15 protein-coding genes and 1 tRNA gene are annotated in these 14,979 nt (G+C 67.6%); 14 read left to right on the forward strand and 2 right to left on the reverse strand.

What is annotated here, in order from left to right; all coding sequences use genetic code 11:
* The first annotated feature begins 106 nt into the window (after positions 1 to 106).
* The 4 genes from hflK to Mspo_RS04355 all read left to right on the forward strand — a co-directional run bounded on the left by hflK (position 107) and on the right by Mspo_RS04355 (position 5,150).
* Positions 107 to 1,237: an FtsH protease activity modulator HflK gene (gene hflK, locus Mspo_RS04340; RefSeq protein ID WP_159727185.1), complete on the forward strand. Its 1,131-nt coding sequence runs from the start codon at positions 107 to 109 to the stop codon at positions 1,235 to 1,237.
* Positions 1,234 to 2,154: a protease modulator HflC gene (gene hflC / locus Mspo_RS04345; protein ID WP_159727186.1), complete on the forward strand. Its 921-nt coding sequence runs from the start codon at positions 1,234 to 1,236 to the stop codon at positions 2,152 to 2,154. Before hflK ends, hflC begins: the two co-directional genes overlap by 4 nt.
* Before the next feature lie 188 nt (positions 2,155 to 2,342).
* Positions 2,343 to 3,848: a Do family serine endopeptidase gene (locus Mspo_RS04350; RefSeq protein ID WP_159727188.1), complete on the forward strand. Its 1,506-nt coding sequence runs from the start codon at positions 2,343 to 2,345 to the stop codon at positions 3,846 to 3,848.
* Positions 3,849 to 3,983: 135 nt separating this feature from the next.
* On the forward strand, positions 3,984 to 5,150 hold the full coding sequence (locus tag Mspo_RS04355; RefSeq protein ID WP_159727190.1) for a DUF3611 family protein: 1,167 nt from the start codon (positions 3,984 to 3,986) through the stop codon (positions 5,148 to 5,150).
* 72 nt (positions 5,151 to 5,222) lie between these two features.
* Here Mspo_RS04355 and serB read toward each other — a convergent pair whose 3' ends face one another.
* On the reverse strand, positions 5,223 to 6,122 hold the full coding sequence (gene serB, locus Mspo_RS04360) for a phosphoserine phosphatase SerB (protein WP_159727192.1): 900 nt from the start codon (positions 6,120 to 6,122) through the stop codon (positions 5,223 to 5,225).
* A 29-nt stretch (positions 6,123 to 6,151) separates the two neighbouring features.
* Here serB and miaA point away from each other — a divergent pair, with 29 nt between their 5' ends.
* From miaA to Mspo_RS04400, 8 genes are all read left to right on the forward strand, one after another.
* Positions 6,152 to 7,102, forward strand: a complete 951-nt coding sequence (gene miaA, locus Mspo_RS04365) for a tRNA (adenosine(37)-N6)-dimethylallyltransferase MiaA (RefSeq protein WP_159727194.1) — start codon at positions 6,152 to 6,154, stop codon at positions 7,100 to 7,102.
* Positions 7,103 to 7,316: 214 nt separating this feature from the next.
* The gene (locus Mspo_RS04370; protein WP_159727196.1) at positions 7,317 to 8,765 is read left to right on the forward strand and encodes a D-alanyl-D-alanine carboxypeptidase family protein; all 1,449 of its coding nucleotides are present in this window, start codon (positions 7,317 to 7,319) and stop codon (positions 8,763 to 8,765) included.
* Positions 8,762 to 9,904 (forward strand): GTP-binding protein, encoded by a 1,143-nt coding sequence (locus Mspo_RS04375; RefSeq protein WP_159727198.1) that lies wholly within the window; start codon positions 8,762 to 8,764, stop codon positions 9,902 to 9,904. The genes Mspo_RS04370 and Mspo_RS04375 overlap by 4 nt, the downstream gene beginning before the upstream one ends.
* A 58-nt stretch (positions 9,905 to 9,962) precedes the next feature.
* On the forward strand, positions 9,963 to 10,535 hold the full coding sequence (locus Mspo_RS04380; protein WP_159727200.1) for a pyridoxamine 5'-phosphate oxidase family protein: 573 nt from the start codon (positions 9,963 to 9,965) through the stop codon (positions 10,533 to 10,535).
* A gap of 12 nt (positions 10,536 to 10,547) precedes the next feature.
* Complete coding sequence (locus tag Mspo_RS04385) at positions 10,548 to 11,363, forward strand: ComF family protein (RefSeq protein ID WP_159727202.1); 816 nt, start codon at positions 10,548 to 10,550, stop codon at positions 11,361 to 11,363.
* A 67-nt stretch (positions 11,364 to 11,430) separates the two neighbouring features.
* Entirely contained in the window at positions 11,431 to 11,703 is a 273-nt protein-coding gene (gene grxC, locus Mspo_RS04390) for a glutaredoxin 3 (RefSeq protein ID WP_159727204.1), read from the forward strand.
* Positions 11,700 to 12,128 (forward strand): DUF1178 family protein, encoded by a 429-nt coding sequence (locus Mspo_RS04395; protein ID WP_159727206.1) that lies wholly within the window; start codon positions 11,700 to 11,702, stop codon positions 12,126 to 12,128. Before grxC ends, Mspo_RS04395 begins: the two co-directional genes overlap by 4 nt.
* A gap of 230 nt (positions 12,129 to 12,358) precedes the next feature.
* Positions 12,359 to 12,434 (forward strand) — tRNA-Phe (locus Mspo_RS04400).
* Between the two features lie 81 nt (positions 12,435 to 12,515).
* On the opposite strand, the gene Mspo_RS19565 is transcribed toward Mspo_RS04400, so the two are convergent.
* On the reverse strand, positions 12,516 to 12,803 hold the full coding sequence (locus Mspo_RS19565; RefSeq protein ID WP_201281627.1) for a hypothetical protein: 288 nt from the start codon (positions 12,801 to 12,803) through the stop codon (positions 12,516 to 12,518).
* Here Mspo_RS19565 and asnB point away from each other — a divergent pair.
* Positions 12,759 to 14,693, forward strand: a complete 1,935-nt coding sequence (asnB, locus tag Mspo_RS04405; protein WP_159727208.1) for an asparagine synthase (glutamine-hydrolyzing) — start codon at positions 12,759 to 12,761, stop codon at positions 14,691 to 14,693. The genes Mspo_RS19565 and asnB overlap by 45 nt on opposite strands.
* 17 nt (positions 14,694 to 14,710) lie before the next feature.
* Positions 14,711 to 14,971 (forward strand): acyl carrier protein, encoded by a 261-nt coding sequence (locus Mspo_RS04410; RefSeq protein WP_159727210.1) that lies wholly within the window; start codon positions 14,711 to 14,713, stop codon positions 14,969 to 14,971.
* Positions 14,972 to 14,979 lie beyond the last annotated feature (8 nt).

Genomic DNA, 14,979 nt, shown 5'->3' on the forward strand with positions numbered 1-14,979 from the left:
TTTTCGTGGGGCCAGCGGCGACGGCTCATTGCCCTGAGGGCCCGCAAAGCCTATAAAACAGCGGCGTTGCGCCCTTCGGCGCGCAAAACCTCTCAGAAGAGACGACATGCCCTGGAGCAGTCAAGGCGGCGGCCCTCGCAAGCCGAACGACAACGGCCCCTGGGGCCAGAGTCCCTGGGGCGGCGGCCCGTCCGGCGGCGGCGGAGTTCCGCCGGATCTCGAAGAGCTGCTGCGCCGCGGACAGGAGGGGCTGCGGCAGATTCTGCCGTCGGGCCTCGGCGGGCGCGGAATCGCCATTCTCGCCCTGCTGACCCTGCTCGCCTGGCTCGCCAGCGGCTTCTACACGGTCGGCCCCAATGAGGTCGGGCTCAATCTGATCTTCGGAAAATACCGGGGCAAGACCCAGGCCGGCCTCAATTACAATCTGCCGTCGCCGATCGGGACGGTGGTCAAGCTCGCGGTCACCGACCGCAACGCCGTCGACATCGGCTTTCGCGAGCAGCCGGCCGCATCGCGCCGCGGCCCGCTCACGCCGGAGGCGCCGGAAGAGAGCCTCATGCTCACCGGCGACGAGAACATCGCCGACGTCAAATTCCGCGTCTTCTGGCAGATCGATCCCGCCCATCCGGAGGATTACGCCTTCAATGTCGCCAATCCGCCGGCGACGGTGAAGGCGGTCGCCGAGAGCGCCATGCGCGAGATCGTCGGCCAATCGCAAATTCAGAAGATTCTGACCGCCGATCGCAAGCTCATCGAGCCGGCCAGCCAGCAGCTCATGCAGAAGGTGCTGGACGACTATCATAGCGGCGTTCTGGTGCTGCAGGTGCTGCTGCTCTCGGTCGATCCGCCCGCCTCGGTGATCGGAGCCTTCCGCGACGTGACCGCCGCGCAGCAGGACCTGCAGCGCCTCGTCAACGAGGCGGAAGCCAAGGCCAACAGCGTCGTGCCGGAGGCGCGCGGCGCTTCTGCGCGAATCATTCAGGAGGCGGAGGCCTATCGCGAGCAGGTCGTCGCCGAGGCGCAAGGCCAGGCGGCCCGCTTCGACCAGATCTACGAGCAATATAAGAGGGCGCCGTCGGTGACGCGCCAGCGGCTCTATCTCGAGACGATGGAGCGCGTGCTCGGCGGCGCGGAGAAGGTCATCGTCGACGAGGCGCCGAACGTCTCGGGCGGCGGCTCCGTCGTTCCCTATCTTCCCCTGCCCGGCTTTTCGTCTACGCAAGGAGGCCGCAAGTGAGGAGCTCTCTCGGTCTCTTCGCCGTTCTTCTCGCTCTCGTGGCGCTGGTCGCGGCGGGCGGCGCCCTGTTCACAGTCAGCCAGACGGAGCAGGCGCTGGTGCTGCGTTTCGGCGAGCCTGTCGCGGGCCGCGGGCTCATCACCGAGCCCGGCCTGCATTACAAATTCCCCTTCATCGAGAATGTGATCTTCCTCGACAATCGCATACTCGACGTCGAGAGCCCCAATCTCGAGGTGCTCGCCTCCGACAATCAGCGGCTCGAGGTCGACAGCTTCATCCGCTACCGCATCGTCGATGCGCTGCGCTTCTACCAGTCCGTCGGCGGCATAGCGGGGGCCAACAATCAGCTCGCCTCGGTGCTGAACTCGGCCGTGCGCCGCGTGCTGAGCGAGGCGAATCAGCAGCAGATCGTGCGCGACGAGCGCGCCTCGCTCATGGTGAAGATCCGCCAGCAGGCCAATCTCGAGGCGCGCAAATTCGGCGTCGACGTCGTCGACGCGCGCATCCGCCGCGTGGACCTGCCGCAGCAGATTTCCGAGAAAGTCTACGGCCGAATGCAGACCGAGCGCGCGCGCGAGGCGGCCGAATATCGCGCGCAAGGCGCCGAGCAGGCGCAGAAGATCACCGCCAAGGCCGATCGCGACGTGATCGTGCTGAAGGCCGAGGCGCAGCGCCGGGCCGATCAGGTCAAGGGCGAAGGCGACGCCGAGCGCAACCGAATTTTCGCCGAGGCCTTCGGCAAGGACGCCGATTTCTTCGCCTTCTACCGCTCGATGCAGGCCTATGAGACCGCCTTCAAGGCCGGCGACACGCGCTTCCTCGTCGGCCCGCGCTCGGACTTCTTCAAATTTTTCGGGACGCCCTCCGCTGGCAAGAACGCCGAGGAGCCGGCGCCGCAGCCGTTGCAAAAGAAATAGAGTCGCGGTCGCGATAGAAATAAGGTACAGAAGGTAGGATTTACGCGAACGCCCAACTCTCGCCGCTTTGCTGGCAGAGTGCGAGCGGAGTCGTCCGACAGTCTTCGCAGCATCGTCGATCGCCAAGAAACGCAAATCGCGCTTTCGCCGCAGCTCGAGGCGCCGCCCGGTCTCAGGAGAGCAAGAGTATGACATCTGCCGCGTCCGTTTCGCTTTTCACGGCGCTGAGGCGCGCCCTCGCCGCAGGGCTCGTCGGCGTGCTGGTCGCGGGCCCGCTGGCGGCGACGCCGGCGCGCGCCAAGGGGCCCGATTCGCTCGCCGAGCTCGCCGCATCGGTGCAAGACGCGGTCGTCAACATCTCCGCGACTCAGACCGTCGACCAGAAGCGTTCCTCCAAGGACGCCGCCCCGGGCGGCCAGCCCTCGACGCCTTTCGACGAATTGTTCGAAGAGTTCCTGCGTCGTCGCCAGCAGCAGGGCCAGGGCGCGCCTGAGCTGCCGCGCCAGCGCAAATCGGCCTCGCTCGGCTCCGGCTTCGTCATCGACGCCTCCGGCATCGTCATCACCAATAATCACGTGATCGCCGACGCCAACGAGGTGACGGTGATCTTCGCGGATGGGCAGAAGCTCAAGGCCGAGGTGCTGGGCAAGGACCAGAAGGTCGATGTCGCGGTGCTCAAGGTCAAGCCCGAGAAGCCGCTGAAGGCGGTGAAATTAGGCGACAGCGACAAGGCCCGCGTCGGCGATTGGGTGCTCGCCGTCGGCAATCCTTTCGGCCTCGGCGGCTCGGTGACGGCCGGCATCGTCTCGGCCCGCAACCGCAATATCGACAGCGGCCCCTATGACAATTACATCCAGACCGACGCCTCGATAAACAAGGGCAATTCGGGTGGCCCGCTGTTCAATCTCGACGGCGAGGTGATCGGCATCAACACCGCGATTCTCTCGCCCTCCGGCGGCTCGGTCGGCATCGGCTTCGCGACGCCCGCCAATACGGTGCAGCCGGTCATCGAGCAGCTGCAGAAATTCGGCGAGACGCGGCGCGGCTGGCTCGGCGTGCGCATTCAGAATGTCGATGACGGCATCGCCGAAAATCTCGGCCTCGGCGCCACGCGCGGCGCGCTCGTCGCCGGCGTCGACGACAAGGGCCCCTCCAAGACGGCGGGCCTGAAGGCCGGCGACGTCATCGTCAAATTCGACGGCAAGGCGATCAAGGAATCGCGCGATCTGCCCAAGCTCGTCGCCGCGACGCCGGTCGGCAAGGATGTGGAGGTCATCATCGTCCGCAACGGCAAGGAGCAGACGAAGTCGATCAAGCTCGGACGCCTCGAGGATGGCGAGAAGCTCGCCTCGCACGAATCGCCCAAGAGCGAGAACATCGAGAAGACCGCCGCGCAAAAGGCGCTCGGCCTCGAGCTCTCCTCGCTCTCGGACGAGCTGCGCAATCGCTTCCAGATCAAGGAGAATGTGAAGACCGGCGTCATCATCACCGGCGTCGATCCGCGCTCCGACGCGGCGGAGAAGCGCCTGCAGCCGGGCGAGATTCTGCTGGAGATCAATCAGGAGCCGATCGCCGATCCCGCCGATGCGGTGAAAAAAGTGAAGGCGCTCAAGGACGGCGGCAAGAAATCGGCGCTGCTGATCGTCGCCAATTCGCAAGGCGACACGCATTTCGTCGCGCTGACGCTCGACTGACGCGAGAACGGCCCGGTTCCTCCGGGAGCCGGGCCGGCCCAGGCTTTCGCCTCGGCGAGAGCGCCCTATCTGGCGAAAAAGATCGCCCGCGTCGCCGATCGACGCGGGCGTTTTCGATTGCCGGATAGAGATTCCATGCGCCCGACTGTCGCCCGCGCCAATTTCCTCTTGCTTCTCGTCCTCGGCGTCCTGGTCCTGGCGCTCGGATGGCTCGCCGCCTATTCCGAGCGGCCGCTGCGCAGCCTCCCCTTCGCGCTGCATGTGTCCCTCGGCGCCGTCGCCGGCGCCTTGCTGCTCGCGCAGATCATGCTGCGGCTCGTCGCGCCGCCGCCGCCCCTGCCGGCGCGCTGGTCCAAGGGACATAGCGCGGCCGCCGCCCTCTTCGAATTGCTGATTCATATCTCGCCGCTTCTCTTGGTCGCGACCGGCGCGCTCTGGGCCTATTGGAGCGGCGCGGCGCTCGACGTCTTCGGTTTTCCCCTGCCTGCCTCGACGGCGGCGGACCCGCGTCTCGCGGACAGTCTCGGGCCGGCCGGCGCCGCGGCGCTCGGCGCGCTCGGCCTTTCCTCGGCGAGCGCCTCGGAGGCGCTGCTCGCCGCCCATCGGCTGCTGGCTCTCGTCTTCGCGGCGTCGATCGCGCTCTATCTGGCGCTCGGCGGCTTCTCGCGCTTCCGGCCAGTCCCGCCGGCCCAATCGGCGAAGCTCGCGCCGGCTCTGGTCGAGCCCTCGCCGACGCAGGGTCTCGCCGCGCAGTTGCGCCTGTTCGGCTGGCTGCAATTCTGGCCGCAGCTCGCCATTGCGCTGGCGAGCGGCGTGCTGCTGCAATTCTCGACCGCCGGCCGCGCCTTCAGTCCCGGCCAATCGGGCTATGGCGAACCGATCTATTGGAGCCTTTTCGCTTTTCTCCTGCTCTGCGCGGCGACGGCGCTCGCCTTTTTCTACACGCGCGCGTCGCGTTCCGTGGCGCGGGCGGATTATCTCGACGTCCACAAGGTCACGGCCTTCTGGTTTCTCTCGCTCGGATTGCTGATCGGCCTCGTCGGCGTGATCTTGTCCTTCGTCGGCCTGTCGCTCAGCGTGTCGCTGCTCGTCGCCAAGACGGTGTCGCAGCCGCCCGGCATCGCCATCACCGACCCCGGCAAGATCGTTCGCGCGCTCGACGTTTTCGTGCTTGTGGTGAATCTCGTGCTGCTGCTGGCGCATTTCATCGGCGCGGGCGTCGCCGCCTGGCTCGCCTCCGAAGCGTCGCGCACGCGCTTTCGTTTCACCATCGCCGCGGCCCCGCAGGAGAGCCGCGCCTAGAGAGGCTTTTGTTTTTGACGCGTTTCCAACGCCGAACCGGCGTCCACTTCGGCTGGAAACGCTCTAAAGGCGTCAGCCCTGCACGAAATCCGCGCGTCGATAGCCCTGCGCGAAGAGCAAAGCGGAAAGATCGGCGCGATCGACGCGGGCGGCCGCGGCGGCGGCCACTTTCGGCTTGGCGTGAAAGGCGACGCCGAGCCCTGCCGCCGCGAGCATGTCGAGATCATTGGCCCCGTCGCCGACGGCGAGCGTGGCCTCGACGGGCAGCGCGAGCCGCAGCCGCAATTCCTCGAGCGCCTCGCGCTTGGCCGCCGCGCCCGAGATCGGCGGCAGGACGATTCCCGTGATCCGCCCCTCGCGCGTCTCCAGGCGATTGGCCCGCGCCTCGTCGAAGCCGAGAGCGGCCGCGATCTCGTCGGCGAAGAGGGTGAAGCCGCCGGAGACGAGCGCCGCATAGGCGCCATTGGCGCGCATGGTCGCGACCAGGGTCGCCGCCCCCGGCGTGAAGGTCACGCGCTCGGCCAATATCGTCTCGACGATCGAGACCGGCAGGCCGGCGAGCAGAGCGACGCGCTCGCGCAGCGCCGGCTCGAATTCGAGCTCGCCGCGCATCGCCCTTTCGGTGATCTTGGCGATGCGCTCGCGAATGCCGGCGAATTCCGCGAGCTCGTCGACGCATTCCTGGCCGATCATCGTCGAATCCATGTCGGCGACGAGGAGCCGCTTTCGCCGGCCCGCCTTCGGCTGGACGATCACATCGGCGCCGGCCTCGCTCGCCGCCATTTGCAAGGCGAAACGCAGCTCCGGCAGCGCTTCGGGCCGGCCGGCGAAAACCGCATCGGCGGCGACGCCTCCCTCCAGCCAATCGAAGGCCGCCGCAGGGCTCCAGGCCCGAACAGCCGCTTCGCTCAGCGGCGGAGCGTCCGCACCGGCGACGAAGGTCGCGACATATTCGACAGCAGCTTTTGACATTTCGCTCGATTTGTCGTTGCGAAGGGCCGATGACGAGACGCGCCATTCTCATCGCAGGACCGACGGCGAGCGGCAAGTCCGCTCTGGCGCTCGCCGTGGCGCGGCGGATCGGCGGCGCCGTGGTCAACGCCGATTCGATGCAGGTCTATCGCGACCTGCGCGTCTTGACCGCGCGCCCGACCCCGGAAGAGGAGCGCAGCGTCCGCCATGAGCTGTTCGGCCATGTCGACGCTTGCGTGAATTATTCCGTCGGCCTCTGGCTCCAGGATTTTCGTCGCCTGCTCGAGACGCTCGACGAGGCGGGCGTGACGCCGATCGTCGCCGGCGGCACGGGCATGTATTTCAAGGCGGCGCTCTACGGCCTCTCGGACATTCCGCAAGTCCCCGCCCCCATCCGCGAGAAAATCCGCGCCGAGGCTCGAGGGCGCGCGCCCGCCGATCTGCACGCGCGTCTCGCCGAGCGCGATCCCGAAACGGCCGCCAAGCTGAGGCCGAGCGATCCGCAACGAATCTTGCGCGCGCTGGAAGTCTTCGAGGCGACGGGAAAGCCGCTCGCCTCTTTCCAGGGCGCGCGCATGGCCTCGCTGCTCGCGGAATCCGAATGCCGCGCCTTCTTCCTCGCGCCGCCGCGCGAAGAGCTCTATGCGCGCATAGACGCGCGCTTCGACGACATGCTCCGCAAGGGCGCGCTGGAGGAGGTGGAGGCGCTCGGCGCGCGCGTGCTCGATCCCGCTCTGCCGGCGATGCGCGCGCATGGCGCGCCGCATCTCTTGCGCTTCCTGCGCGGCGAGCTGTCGCTCGAAGAGGCGGCGACGCGCGGAAAGCTCGACACACGCCATTACGCGAAGCGGCAGCTCACCTTCGCCCGCCACCAGCTGCCCTCCTTCCGCTGGATCGCGCCCGGCGAAGCCCAGGCGGCGGTCGAGGCGGCGGTCGAGGCGGCGGTCGAGGCGGCGGCCGGCTTCGTCGCCCATGGCTAGACGCGTTTCTAGGCCGGCGCGGGCCTTCGAGAGCGGTGGAACGAATTTTGATGCCGCCGCGTACTAACCGTTGTCCATAACTTCCGCATTCCGTGTCCCGAAACGGCGCCGAGCGCGTTTACGCCACATTCGACCCATATTCGGGCCGTCCTTGGAGCGAGACTATGTCTCAAATCGAAGCGCGGCTATACTGGCCGAGCTCGAGGTCGATCGGATGAACAGACGCGTGAAACTGAGCCCGAGGAGATCGATCGTCGCCGCCACCGCTTTCCTCACGGCGTCCGCGGCCGCGGCGGCGCCTTCCGTCGTCATCGACGTCGCCAGCGGGCAGGTGCTGGCGCAAGAGCAGGCGACGCAATCCTGGTATCCCGCTTCGCTGACCAAGCTGATGACCGTCTATGTGGCGCTGGACGCGGTCCGGGCCGGCCGCATCCAATATGACACGCCGATGATCGTCTCGCCCCGCGCGCTGTCCATGGCGCCGTCGAAAATGGGCTTTCCGGTCGGCTCGGAGGTGACGCTGCGCAATGCGCTCGTCATGCTGATGGTCAAATCCGCCAATGACATAGCCGTCACTATCGCCGAGGGCGTCTCGGGCTCGGTGGAGGCTTTCGCCGAGGAGATGAACCGCGCCTCGGCCAAGCTCGGCATGCGCGAATCCTATTGGGCCAATCCCAACGGCCTGCCGGACGAGCGGCAAGTGACCTCGGCGCGCGATCTCGCCATTCTCGGCCGCGCCCTGCTGACCGAGTTTCCCGAATCCGCCGGCTTCTTCAACATCGGCGCGATGCAGCTCGGCCGTCAGGTCCATCCGACCCACAATGGCCTGCTCGGCCGCTATCCGGGCGCGGACGGCATGAAGACCGGCTTCACCTGCCCCGCCGGCTACAATCTCGTGGCGAGCGCCACCCATGGCGGGCAGAAGCTCATCGCCGTCGTGCTCGGCGCGCCGACGGCCGCCGCCCGCACGGCCAAGGCCGCTTCGCTGCTCGACCGCGCCTTCATGACCGGCTCGCCCTCCGGCGCCGTCACGTCGCTGCCGACCTTCGGCGTCGCCCAGGCGCCCGACATGCGCGACAGCGTCTGCCGCCACCGCGGCAAGGCCAACGCCGAATATATGGCGGAGGTCGAGGACATGACCGTCGCCATTCCGCGCGAGAACGGCTCGACCGATCAGGTGAACGTCAAGACGATCGCCGCCCTGCCCCGCCCGCGCTTCGAGCCGACGCCGGTCTTCCTCGGCCGCCTTCCCGGCTATGTGGGCCCCGTCGCCGGCGTGCGCGATCCCGGCTCCCCGGTCGGCTCGCCCTCGACCGTCACCGCCTATGCGCAAGAGCCGGCGGCGGCGGCCGCCTCGCCCATCGGCCGCCCCGCGCCGGACGCGCTCTCGATGCGCCATGGCCGCAAGCGCCCGCAGACGGCGCATGCCGCGCCCGCGCTGGCCAAGGAGACGCCGGCCAAGGCCAAGGAGAAGCCGGCGAAAGAAAAGAAGGCGCAGCAGGCCGCCAAGACGACGCCGGGAGCCACGACGCCGAAAGCCGTCAAGCCCGCGCAGGGCAAGAATGTCGCCACAAAGAACGCCGCCGCCAAGAACGCCGCTTCAAAAAGCGAGAAACGGGCGATCGGCGACCATGAGCCGAAGCGCCAGGACATAGAGCAGTGACATTTTCCGAGCGTTCCGAGCCGCGTCGTCCGCCCCCGCCCATTCCTCTGACGATCCTCACCGGCTTTCTGGGCGCCGGCAAGACGACGCTGCTCAACCGCCTGCTCGCCGCGCCCGAGCTCGCCGACACGCTCGTGCTCATCAATGAATTCGGCGAGGTCGGCATAGATCATCTGCTCGTCGAGAATGTCGAAGGCGACATGATCGTCATGAGCTCCGGCTGCATCTGCTGCTCGATCCGCGGCGATCTCGTGGCCGCGCTCGAGGACGCGTTGCGCAAGCTGGACAATGGCCGCATCCGCCCCTTCCGCCGCCTCATGCTGGAGACGACCGGGCTCGCCGATCCGGCGCCCATTCTCCACACCATCATGTCGCATCCTTATCTGACGTTGCGCTATCGGCTCGACGGCGTCGTCACGCTCGTCGATGCGGTCAATGGCGCGGCGACGCTGGACGCGCATGAGGAGGCGGCGAAGCAGGCCGCCATCGCCGATCGTCTGGTGATCGCCAAGACCGACCTTCCGGAGGGCGCCGCGCGATTCGAGGAGCTCGACCGGCGGCTCGCGCGGCTCAATCCGGCGGCGCGCCGGCTCCTCGCCGGAGAGGCGAGCCCCACTGCTCTGCTCGACTGCGGGCTCTATGACGCCTCCGGCAAGATTCCGCAGGTCGCCGAATGGCTCAATGACGAGGCGGTCGCCGCCGCCCATGAGTCACATCATCACGATCACGGCCACGCCGCTCCGGACGTCAATCGTCACGATGCCCATATCCGCGCCTTCTGTGTCGCCAGCGACGCGCCGCTGACGCCCCAGGCCTTCGACATGTTCATCGAGATCCTGCGCCAGGCGCATGGCCCTAATCTCTTGCGCGTGAAAGGAATCGTCGGCCTCACCGATGATCGCGAGCGGCCCGTCGCCGTGCATGGCGTGCAGCATGTCTTCCACCCGCCGCACCGCCTCGCCGCCTGGCCGGACGCCGACCGCCGCACGCGCCTCGTCTTCATCGTCAATGACCTCGACCCCTCCTTCGTCGAGAAGCTCTACGCCGCCGTCGCCGGAATTCCGGCGCCGGACACGCCGGACGCCGCCGCGCTCGCCGACAATCCGCTTGCCCCCAAAAACGCCGGCCTGCTAGGCTGAGGCGGCGCCGCGACCAGAGTCGGCGCCGGGATCGCCCAGCGAGGAACGCGCACGAGCCATGAGCAAATTCTTCGCTTCGATCGAGCCGCAGCATCGCGACTTCATCGCGAAGCAGAAGCTTTTCTTTGTCGCTTCCGCCGCGCCGGGCGCGCGCGTCAATCTCTCGCCCAAGAGCGCCGATGCGCTGCGCATCGTCGACGAGCGCACGGCCGTCTATATCGACCGCACCGGCAGCGGCAATGAAACGGCCGCGCATTTGCGCGCCGACGGGCGCCTCACCTTCATGTTCTGCGCGCTCGAGGGGGCGCCGCTGATCCTGCGCCTCTATGGGCGCGGACGGGCCCTCGCGCGCGGCGGCGAAGCCTATCGGCGCCTGCTGGATGAGGCTTTCGGCGGAGCGGAGCCGCCGGGCGCGCGGCAGATGATATTGCTCGACGTCGAATCGGCGCAGAGCTCCTGCGGCTTCACCGTGCCGCTCTACGATTATGCCGGCGAGCGCGAGGCGCTCGACCGCTGGGCCGTCGCCAAGGGCGAGGCCGGGCTCGACGCCTATCGCCGCGAGAAGAACCTCGAGAGCATCGACGGACTGCCGACCGGCCTGCTCGTGGACGACGCCGCCCACGAGGCGTGAGGCGGAGCATTCATGCCGAACTCGACTGTCGCGCGCGCCGGCGAGAACCCCGACGCTCGGCGTTCAAAGCGAGGTCTGATCGAACGCGCCGCCGGCCTGCTCGGAGGCTTCGGCGCGCGGCTTCTCGACGTCGTCTATCCGCCGATCTGCCTCGTCTGCCGCAGAGCGGTGGCGAGCCATGGCGCGGTCTGTCCGCGCTGCTGGGGCGAGATGGGCTTCATCGAGCGGCCCTATTGCGAGCGGCTGGGCACGCCTTTCGATCGCGAATTCAGCCCCGGCATGATCTCGCTCGAGGCCGCCGCCGATCCGCCGGCCTTCTCGCGCGCGCGCGCCGTCGCGCGCTATGACAGCGACCGCGCCCGAAGTCTCGCCCATAGGCTGAAATATTACGACCGCTCGGAGCTCGCCGATCCGCTCGGCCGCTGGATGGCGCGCGCCGGCGCCGAGCTCCTCTGCGACGCCGATCTCCTCGTCCCCATCCCGCTGCACCGGACGCGGCTCATCGCGCGGCGCTTCAACCAATCCGCCGCGCTCGCCCATGTGATCTCGCGGGAGAGCGCCGTGCCCGTGGAGGCGCGGGCGCTGGAGCGGGTGAAGCCGACGCCGCCCCAGGTCGGGCTGACGCGCGGCCAGCGCGCCGCCAATATGCAGGGCGCCTTCCGCCTGCGCGAGGAGAAGAAGCCTCTGATCGAAGGCCGCAACATCGTGCTCGTCGACGATGTTCTGACCTCGGGCGCGACAGTGAATGCGGCGGCCCGCGTCTTGCTGCGGGCGCGGGCCGCGCGCGTCGACGTGCTCGTCTACGCCCGCGTCGTCGTCCAGAGCTGAAGCGCGCCCGCGTTGAAACAAAACGCGGGAACCGCTTATATGCGCGCCAGGGAGTCGCGAAATCGTCATGCCGCAGATCGTCATCTACACCACGAGAACCTGTCCCTATTGCCGCGCCGCCAAGCAGCTGCTCGATCTCAAGGGCGTCGCCTATGAGGAGATCGCCGTCGACGGCGATCCGCAAAAGCGCGCCGAGATGAGCGCGCTCGCGGAAGGGCGGACCACCGTGCCGCAGATCTTCATCGACGGCCGTCCGATCGGCGGCTGCGACGATCTCTACGCGCTCGACGGCGCAGGCGAGCTCGACCCGCTGCTGCGCGCGGGCGAGCCGACCCCGTGATCCTCTATCGGCTGATCTGCTCGAGAGGCCATGAATTCGAGAGCTGGTTCCGCGACAGCGAAACCTACGACCGACAGGCGGCGCAAAGGGCCGTGAGCTGCCCCTACTGCCATTCGACCGAAGTCTCCAAGGCGATCATGGCGCCGCATGTGGCGCGTTGGACGGAGGAGCCGCGCCGGCCCCCCGCCCTGCTCGACGAAAGCCAAGCGGCCTTGCGCGCGATGATCCGGGAATTGCGCGAGAAGATCGCGGCGTCGACAGAAGACGTCGGCTCCCGCTTCCCCGACGAGGCGCGGCGCATTCACGATGGCGAGGCGGAGGCGCGCGCCATTCGCGGCCGCGCGAGCTTCGAGGAAGCCAAGGCGCTGCTCGAGGAGGGCATAGAAATATCGCCCATTCCAGGCCCGCCGGAAGAGAGCCACTGAGCTCGCCTCCCGTCAACCATGCCGGTTATCCGCGGCGTGGTCGATATCGACTTCCGACGCGCGAGATCGCCGCCGACGGGGCTCGGCCGCGCCGCGTCGCGACGCCGCGCGGCCCCGAGGCGAAGGTCGAGCTCGGTCGATGAAATTCGTTTCGACAAAAGCGCTGCGGGGTCTGGACAAGCCCCACGGCAGTTTCTATAAGCCCGCTCTCGGCGCTGCTTGGCGCCCAGGCCCAGGTAGCTCAGTTGGTAGAGCATGCGACTGAAAATCGCAGTGTCGGTGGTTCGATTCCGCCCCTGGGCACCATTTTCGCAGATTCAGCCTTTAGATATCAAATGCTTGGGCGAATAGCGATTTTTTTTGATCCCCCAACTAATCCCCCATAGTTCAGCTGGTTTGCGTCTGCTCCACCTCGATCGGCGTCCTCTCCTGGTCGAAGGAGAACGAGGCCGCCGCCGAGCGAAAAATGCAGGAGGAGGCGGCGGCTTCACCGCGCACGGGTCGACGGCGTCGTCCGGCGCGGCGAAAGGCGACGGAGCTTCTGCGCTGCAAGCATCGCGGCGAATGGGCCGATTTGGCTCGAAAGAAGTAACGATCTATCAATGATTCTGCTGGCGATATAGCTTCGTTATGTGTGGATTTGCTGGATTTCTCGGGCAGGTCGAGAACGCTCACGCGCTCCTCGCCCGGATGACGCGAGCCGTCCGCCATCGCGGCCCGGACGGTCGAGGCGTTTTCGTGACCGACGGCGCCGGCCTCGGTCACGCTCGGCTCTCGGTCGTCGGGGGCGCGGGCGGCGCTCAGCCGATGCGGGACAGCGCGGGGAGGCTCGCGCTCGCTTACAACGGCGAAGTTTTCAATCACCTGGAACTGCGGCGATCGCTGGAAGCGCGAGGGCGGCGGTTCCGCACGGACAGCGACACGGAAGTGATCCTGCATCTCTATGATGAGATGGGCGAGGATTGCCTTCCCCTCCTCAACGGAGATTTTGCATTCGCCCTCTGGGACGAACGGCGCCGAAGAATGCTGTTGGCCCGAGACCGCGTCGGCGTGCGTCCGCTCTACTACGTCCGCTCCGGCGCCGCCTGGTATTTCGCGTCCGAGGTGAAGGCGCTTTTAGCGGCGCCGGGCGTCGGAGCGGAATTGGACCCCGTCGCGCTCGACCAGATATTCACCCTCTGGGCGCCGATCGCGCCGAACACCGCCTTCGCGGGCGTTCGCGAGCTGGAGCCTGGACATCTCGCCATCATCGACGAAGGCGGCCTGTCCACGCGCGCCTGGTGGTCGCTCGACTTCCCCGACGCCGCCGAGGCGCCGGCGTCAAACGACAAAGCCGCCGCCGAGGAGCTGGAGGCGCTCTTTGCGGACGCCGTCAGGCTCCGATTGCGCGCCGACGCGCCGGTCGGCGCCTATCTCTCCGGCGGGCTGGATTCGTCGCTCGCCAGCGCCTTCGCCGCGCCCATGGCCGGAGACCGGCTCGAAACCTTTTCGGTGGCCTTCGACAGCGTCGAGCATGACGAGAGCGCCTTCCAGACGCAGATGGCGGCGATGCTCCATAGCCGGCATCATGTGATGACCTGCCGCGAGGAGGATATCGCCGCCGCCTTTCCAGAGGCGGTCCGTTTCGCCGAACAGCCCATGTTGCGCACAGCGCCGGCGCCGCTCTTCCTTCTCTCGGAATGCGCCGCGCGCGCCGGCGTCAAGGCGGTGCTGACCGGAGAAGGCGCCGACGAGATTTTCGCCGGCTATGACATTTTCAAGGAGGCGAAGCTGCGCCGCTTCGTCGCCCGTCAGCCGACGTCCCGGCTGCGGCCCGAGCTGTTCCGGCGGCTCTACCCCTATCTGCCCGGCCTGCGGGCCCAGTCGGCGGCCTCGCTCGCCGCCTTCTTCTGCGCCGGCGACGCGGCGCTCGACGATCCATTGTTCTCGCATCGGCCGCGCCTGCGCTCCACCGCCGGCGCGCGGCGCTTCTATTCCGCTGATCTGCGGGCCCGGCTCGGCGCCTATGACGCGGCGGAGGAGATGGCGGCTCGTCTGCCGGCGCGCTTCTCGCGCTGGCGTCCTCTCCATCAGGCGCAATATCTCGAAACACGCTTCCTGCTCCCCGGCTACATTCTGTCGGCGCAAGGCGACCGGATGGCCATGGCGCATGGCGTCGAGGGACGATACCCTTTCCTCGATCCCCGCATCATCGACTTCGCGGCCCGGCTGTCGCCGGAGACAAAACTCAAAGGATTGAAAGAAAAATACATTTTGCGACATCTGGCGCGGGGCCGCCTTCCGGCCGAGATCGCGGCCCGCCCCAAGCAGCCTTATCGCGCGCCGGAAAGCGCAGCTTTCGCCGGCCCCGTCGGGCGGGCGCTCGTCGGGCGGGCGCTGGCGCCGTCGGCCCTCGCCGACAGTGGCCTTTTCGACCCTGGCATGGTCGACCGCCTCGTCGGGAAATGGACGAGGGACGGCTTGGCAGGTTTCCGCGACAATGCCGCATTCGTCGGCATTGTCTCCACTCAGCTCTGGCATTCGGCTTTCGTTGGCGAAGGGAAGAAGATCGTCCGCGCGGCCTAAACTGAACGAGACACCCCATGGTCGACATGATTTCCGACGAGATACGCGCTTTCATCATCGACACATTCCTGTTCGGCGAGGAGACGCCGCTCGACGCGACCGCGTCGTTCATCGAGAGCGGCGTCATCGATTCCACCGGCGTGCTCGAGCTCGTCCTGTTCCTGGAGCGGCGCTATGGGATCGAGGTGAGCGACGCCGAAATCGTGCCGGAGAACCTCGACTCCCTCGCCCGCATCGTCGCCTTCGTCTCCGCCAAGCGCGCCCGCGCGGCGGCCTGAGAGGCGGG

The organism is Methylosinus sp. Ce-a6, from assembly GCF_009811655.1.
GTDB lineage: Bacteria > Pseudomonadota > Alphaproteobacteria > Rhizobiales > Beijerinckiaceae > Methylosinus.

Excerpts from the sequence above, each read along its gene's own strand:
- hflK (WP_159727185.1), top strand. The coding sequence starts at position 107 with ATGCCCTGGAGCAGTCAAGGCGGCGGCCCTCGCAAGCCGAACGACAAC.
- Mspo_RS04350 (WP_159727188.1), top strand. The coding sequence starts at position 2,343 with ATGACATCTGCCGCGTCCGTTTCGCTTTTCACGGCGCTGAGGCGCGCC.
- Mspo_RS04355 (WP_159727190.1), top strand. The coding sequence starts at position 3,984 with ATGCGCCCGACTGTCGCCCGCGCCAATTTCCTCTTGCTTCTCGTCCTC.
- serB (WP_159727192.1), bottom strand. The coding sequence starts at position 6,122 with ATGTCAAAAGCTGCTGTCGAATATGTCGCGACCTTCGTCGCCGGTGCG.
- miaA (WP_159727194.1), top strand. The coding sequence starts at position 6,152 with ATGACGAGACGCGCCATTCTCATCGCAGGACCGACGGCGAGCGGCAAG.
- Mspo_RS04370 (WP_159727196.1), top strand. The coding sequence starts at position 7,317 with ATGAACAGACGCGTGAAACTGAGCCCGAGGAGATCGATCGTCGCCGCC.
- Mspo_RS04380 (WP_159727200.1), top strand. The coding sequence starts at position 9,963 with ATGAGCAAATTCTTCGCTTCGATCGAGCCGCAGCATCGCGACTTCATC.
- Mspo_RS04385 (WP_159727202.1), top strand. The coding sequence starts at position 10,548 with ATGCCGAACTCGACTGTCGCGCGCGCCGGCGAGAACCCCGACGCTCGG.
- grxC (WP_159727204.1), top strand. The coding sequence starts at position 11,431 with ATGCCGCAGATCGTCATCTACACCACGAGAACCTGTCCCTATTGCCGC.
- asnB (WP_159727208.1), top strand. The coding sequence starts at position 12,759 with ATGTGTGGATTTGCTGGATTTCTCGGGCAGGTCGAGAACGCTCACGCG.
- Mspo_RS04410 (WP_159727210.1), top strand. The coding sequence starts at position 14,711 with ATGGTCGACATGATTTCCGACGAGATACGCGCTTTCATCATCGACACA.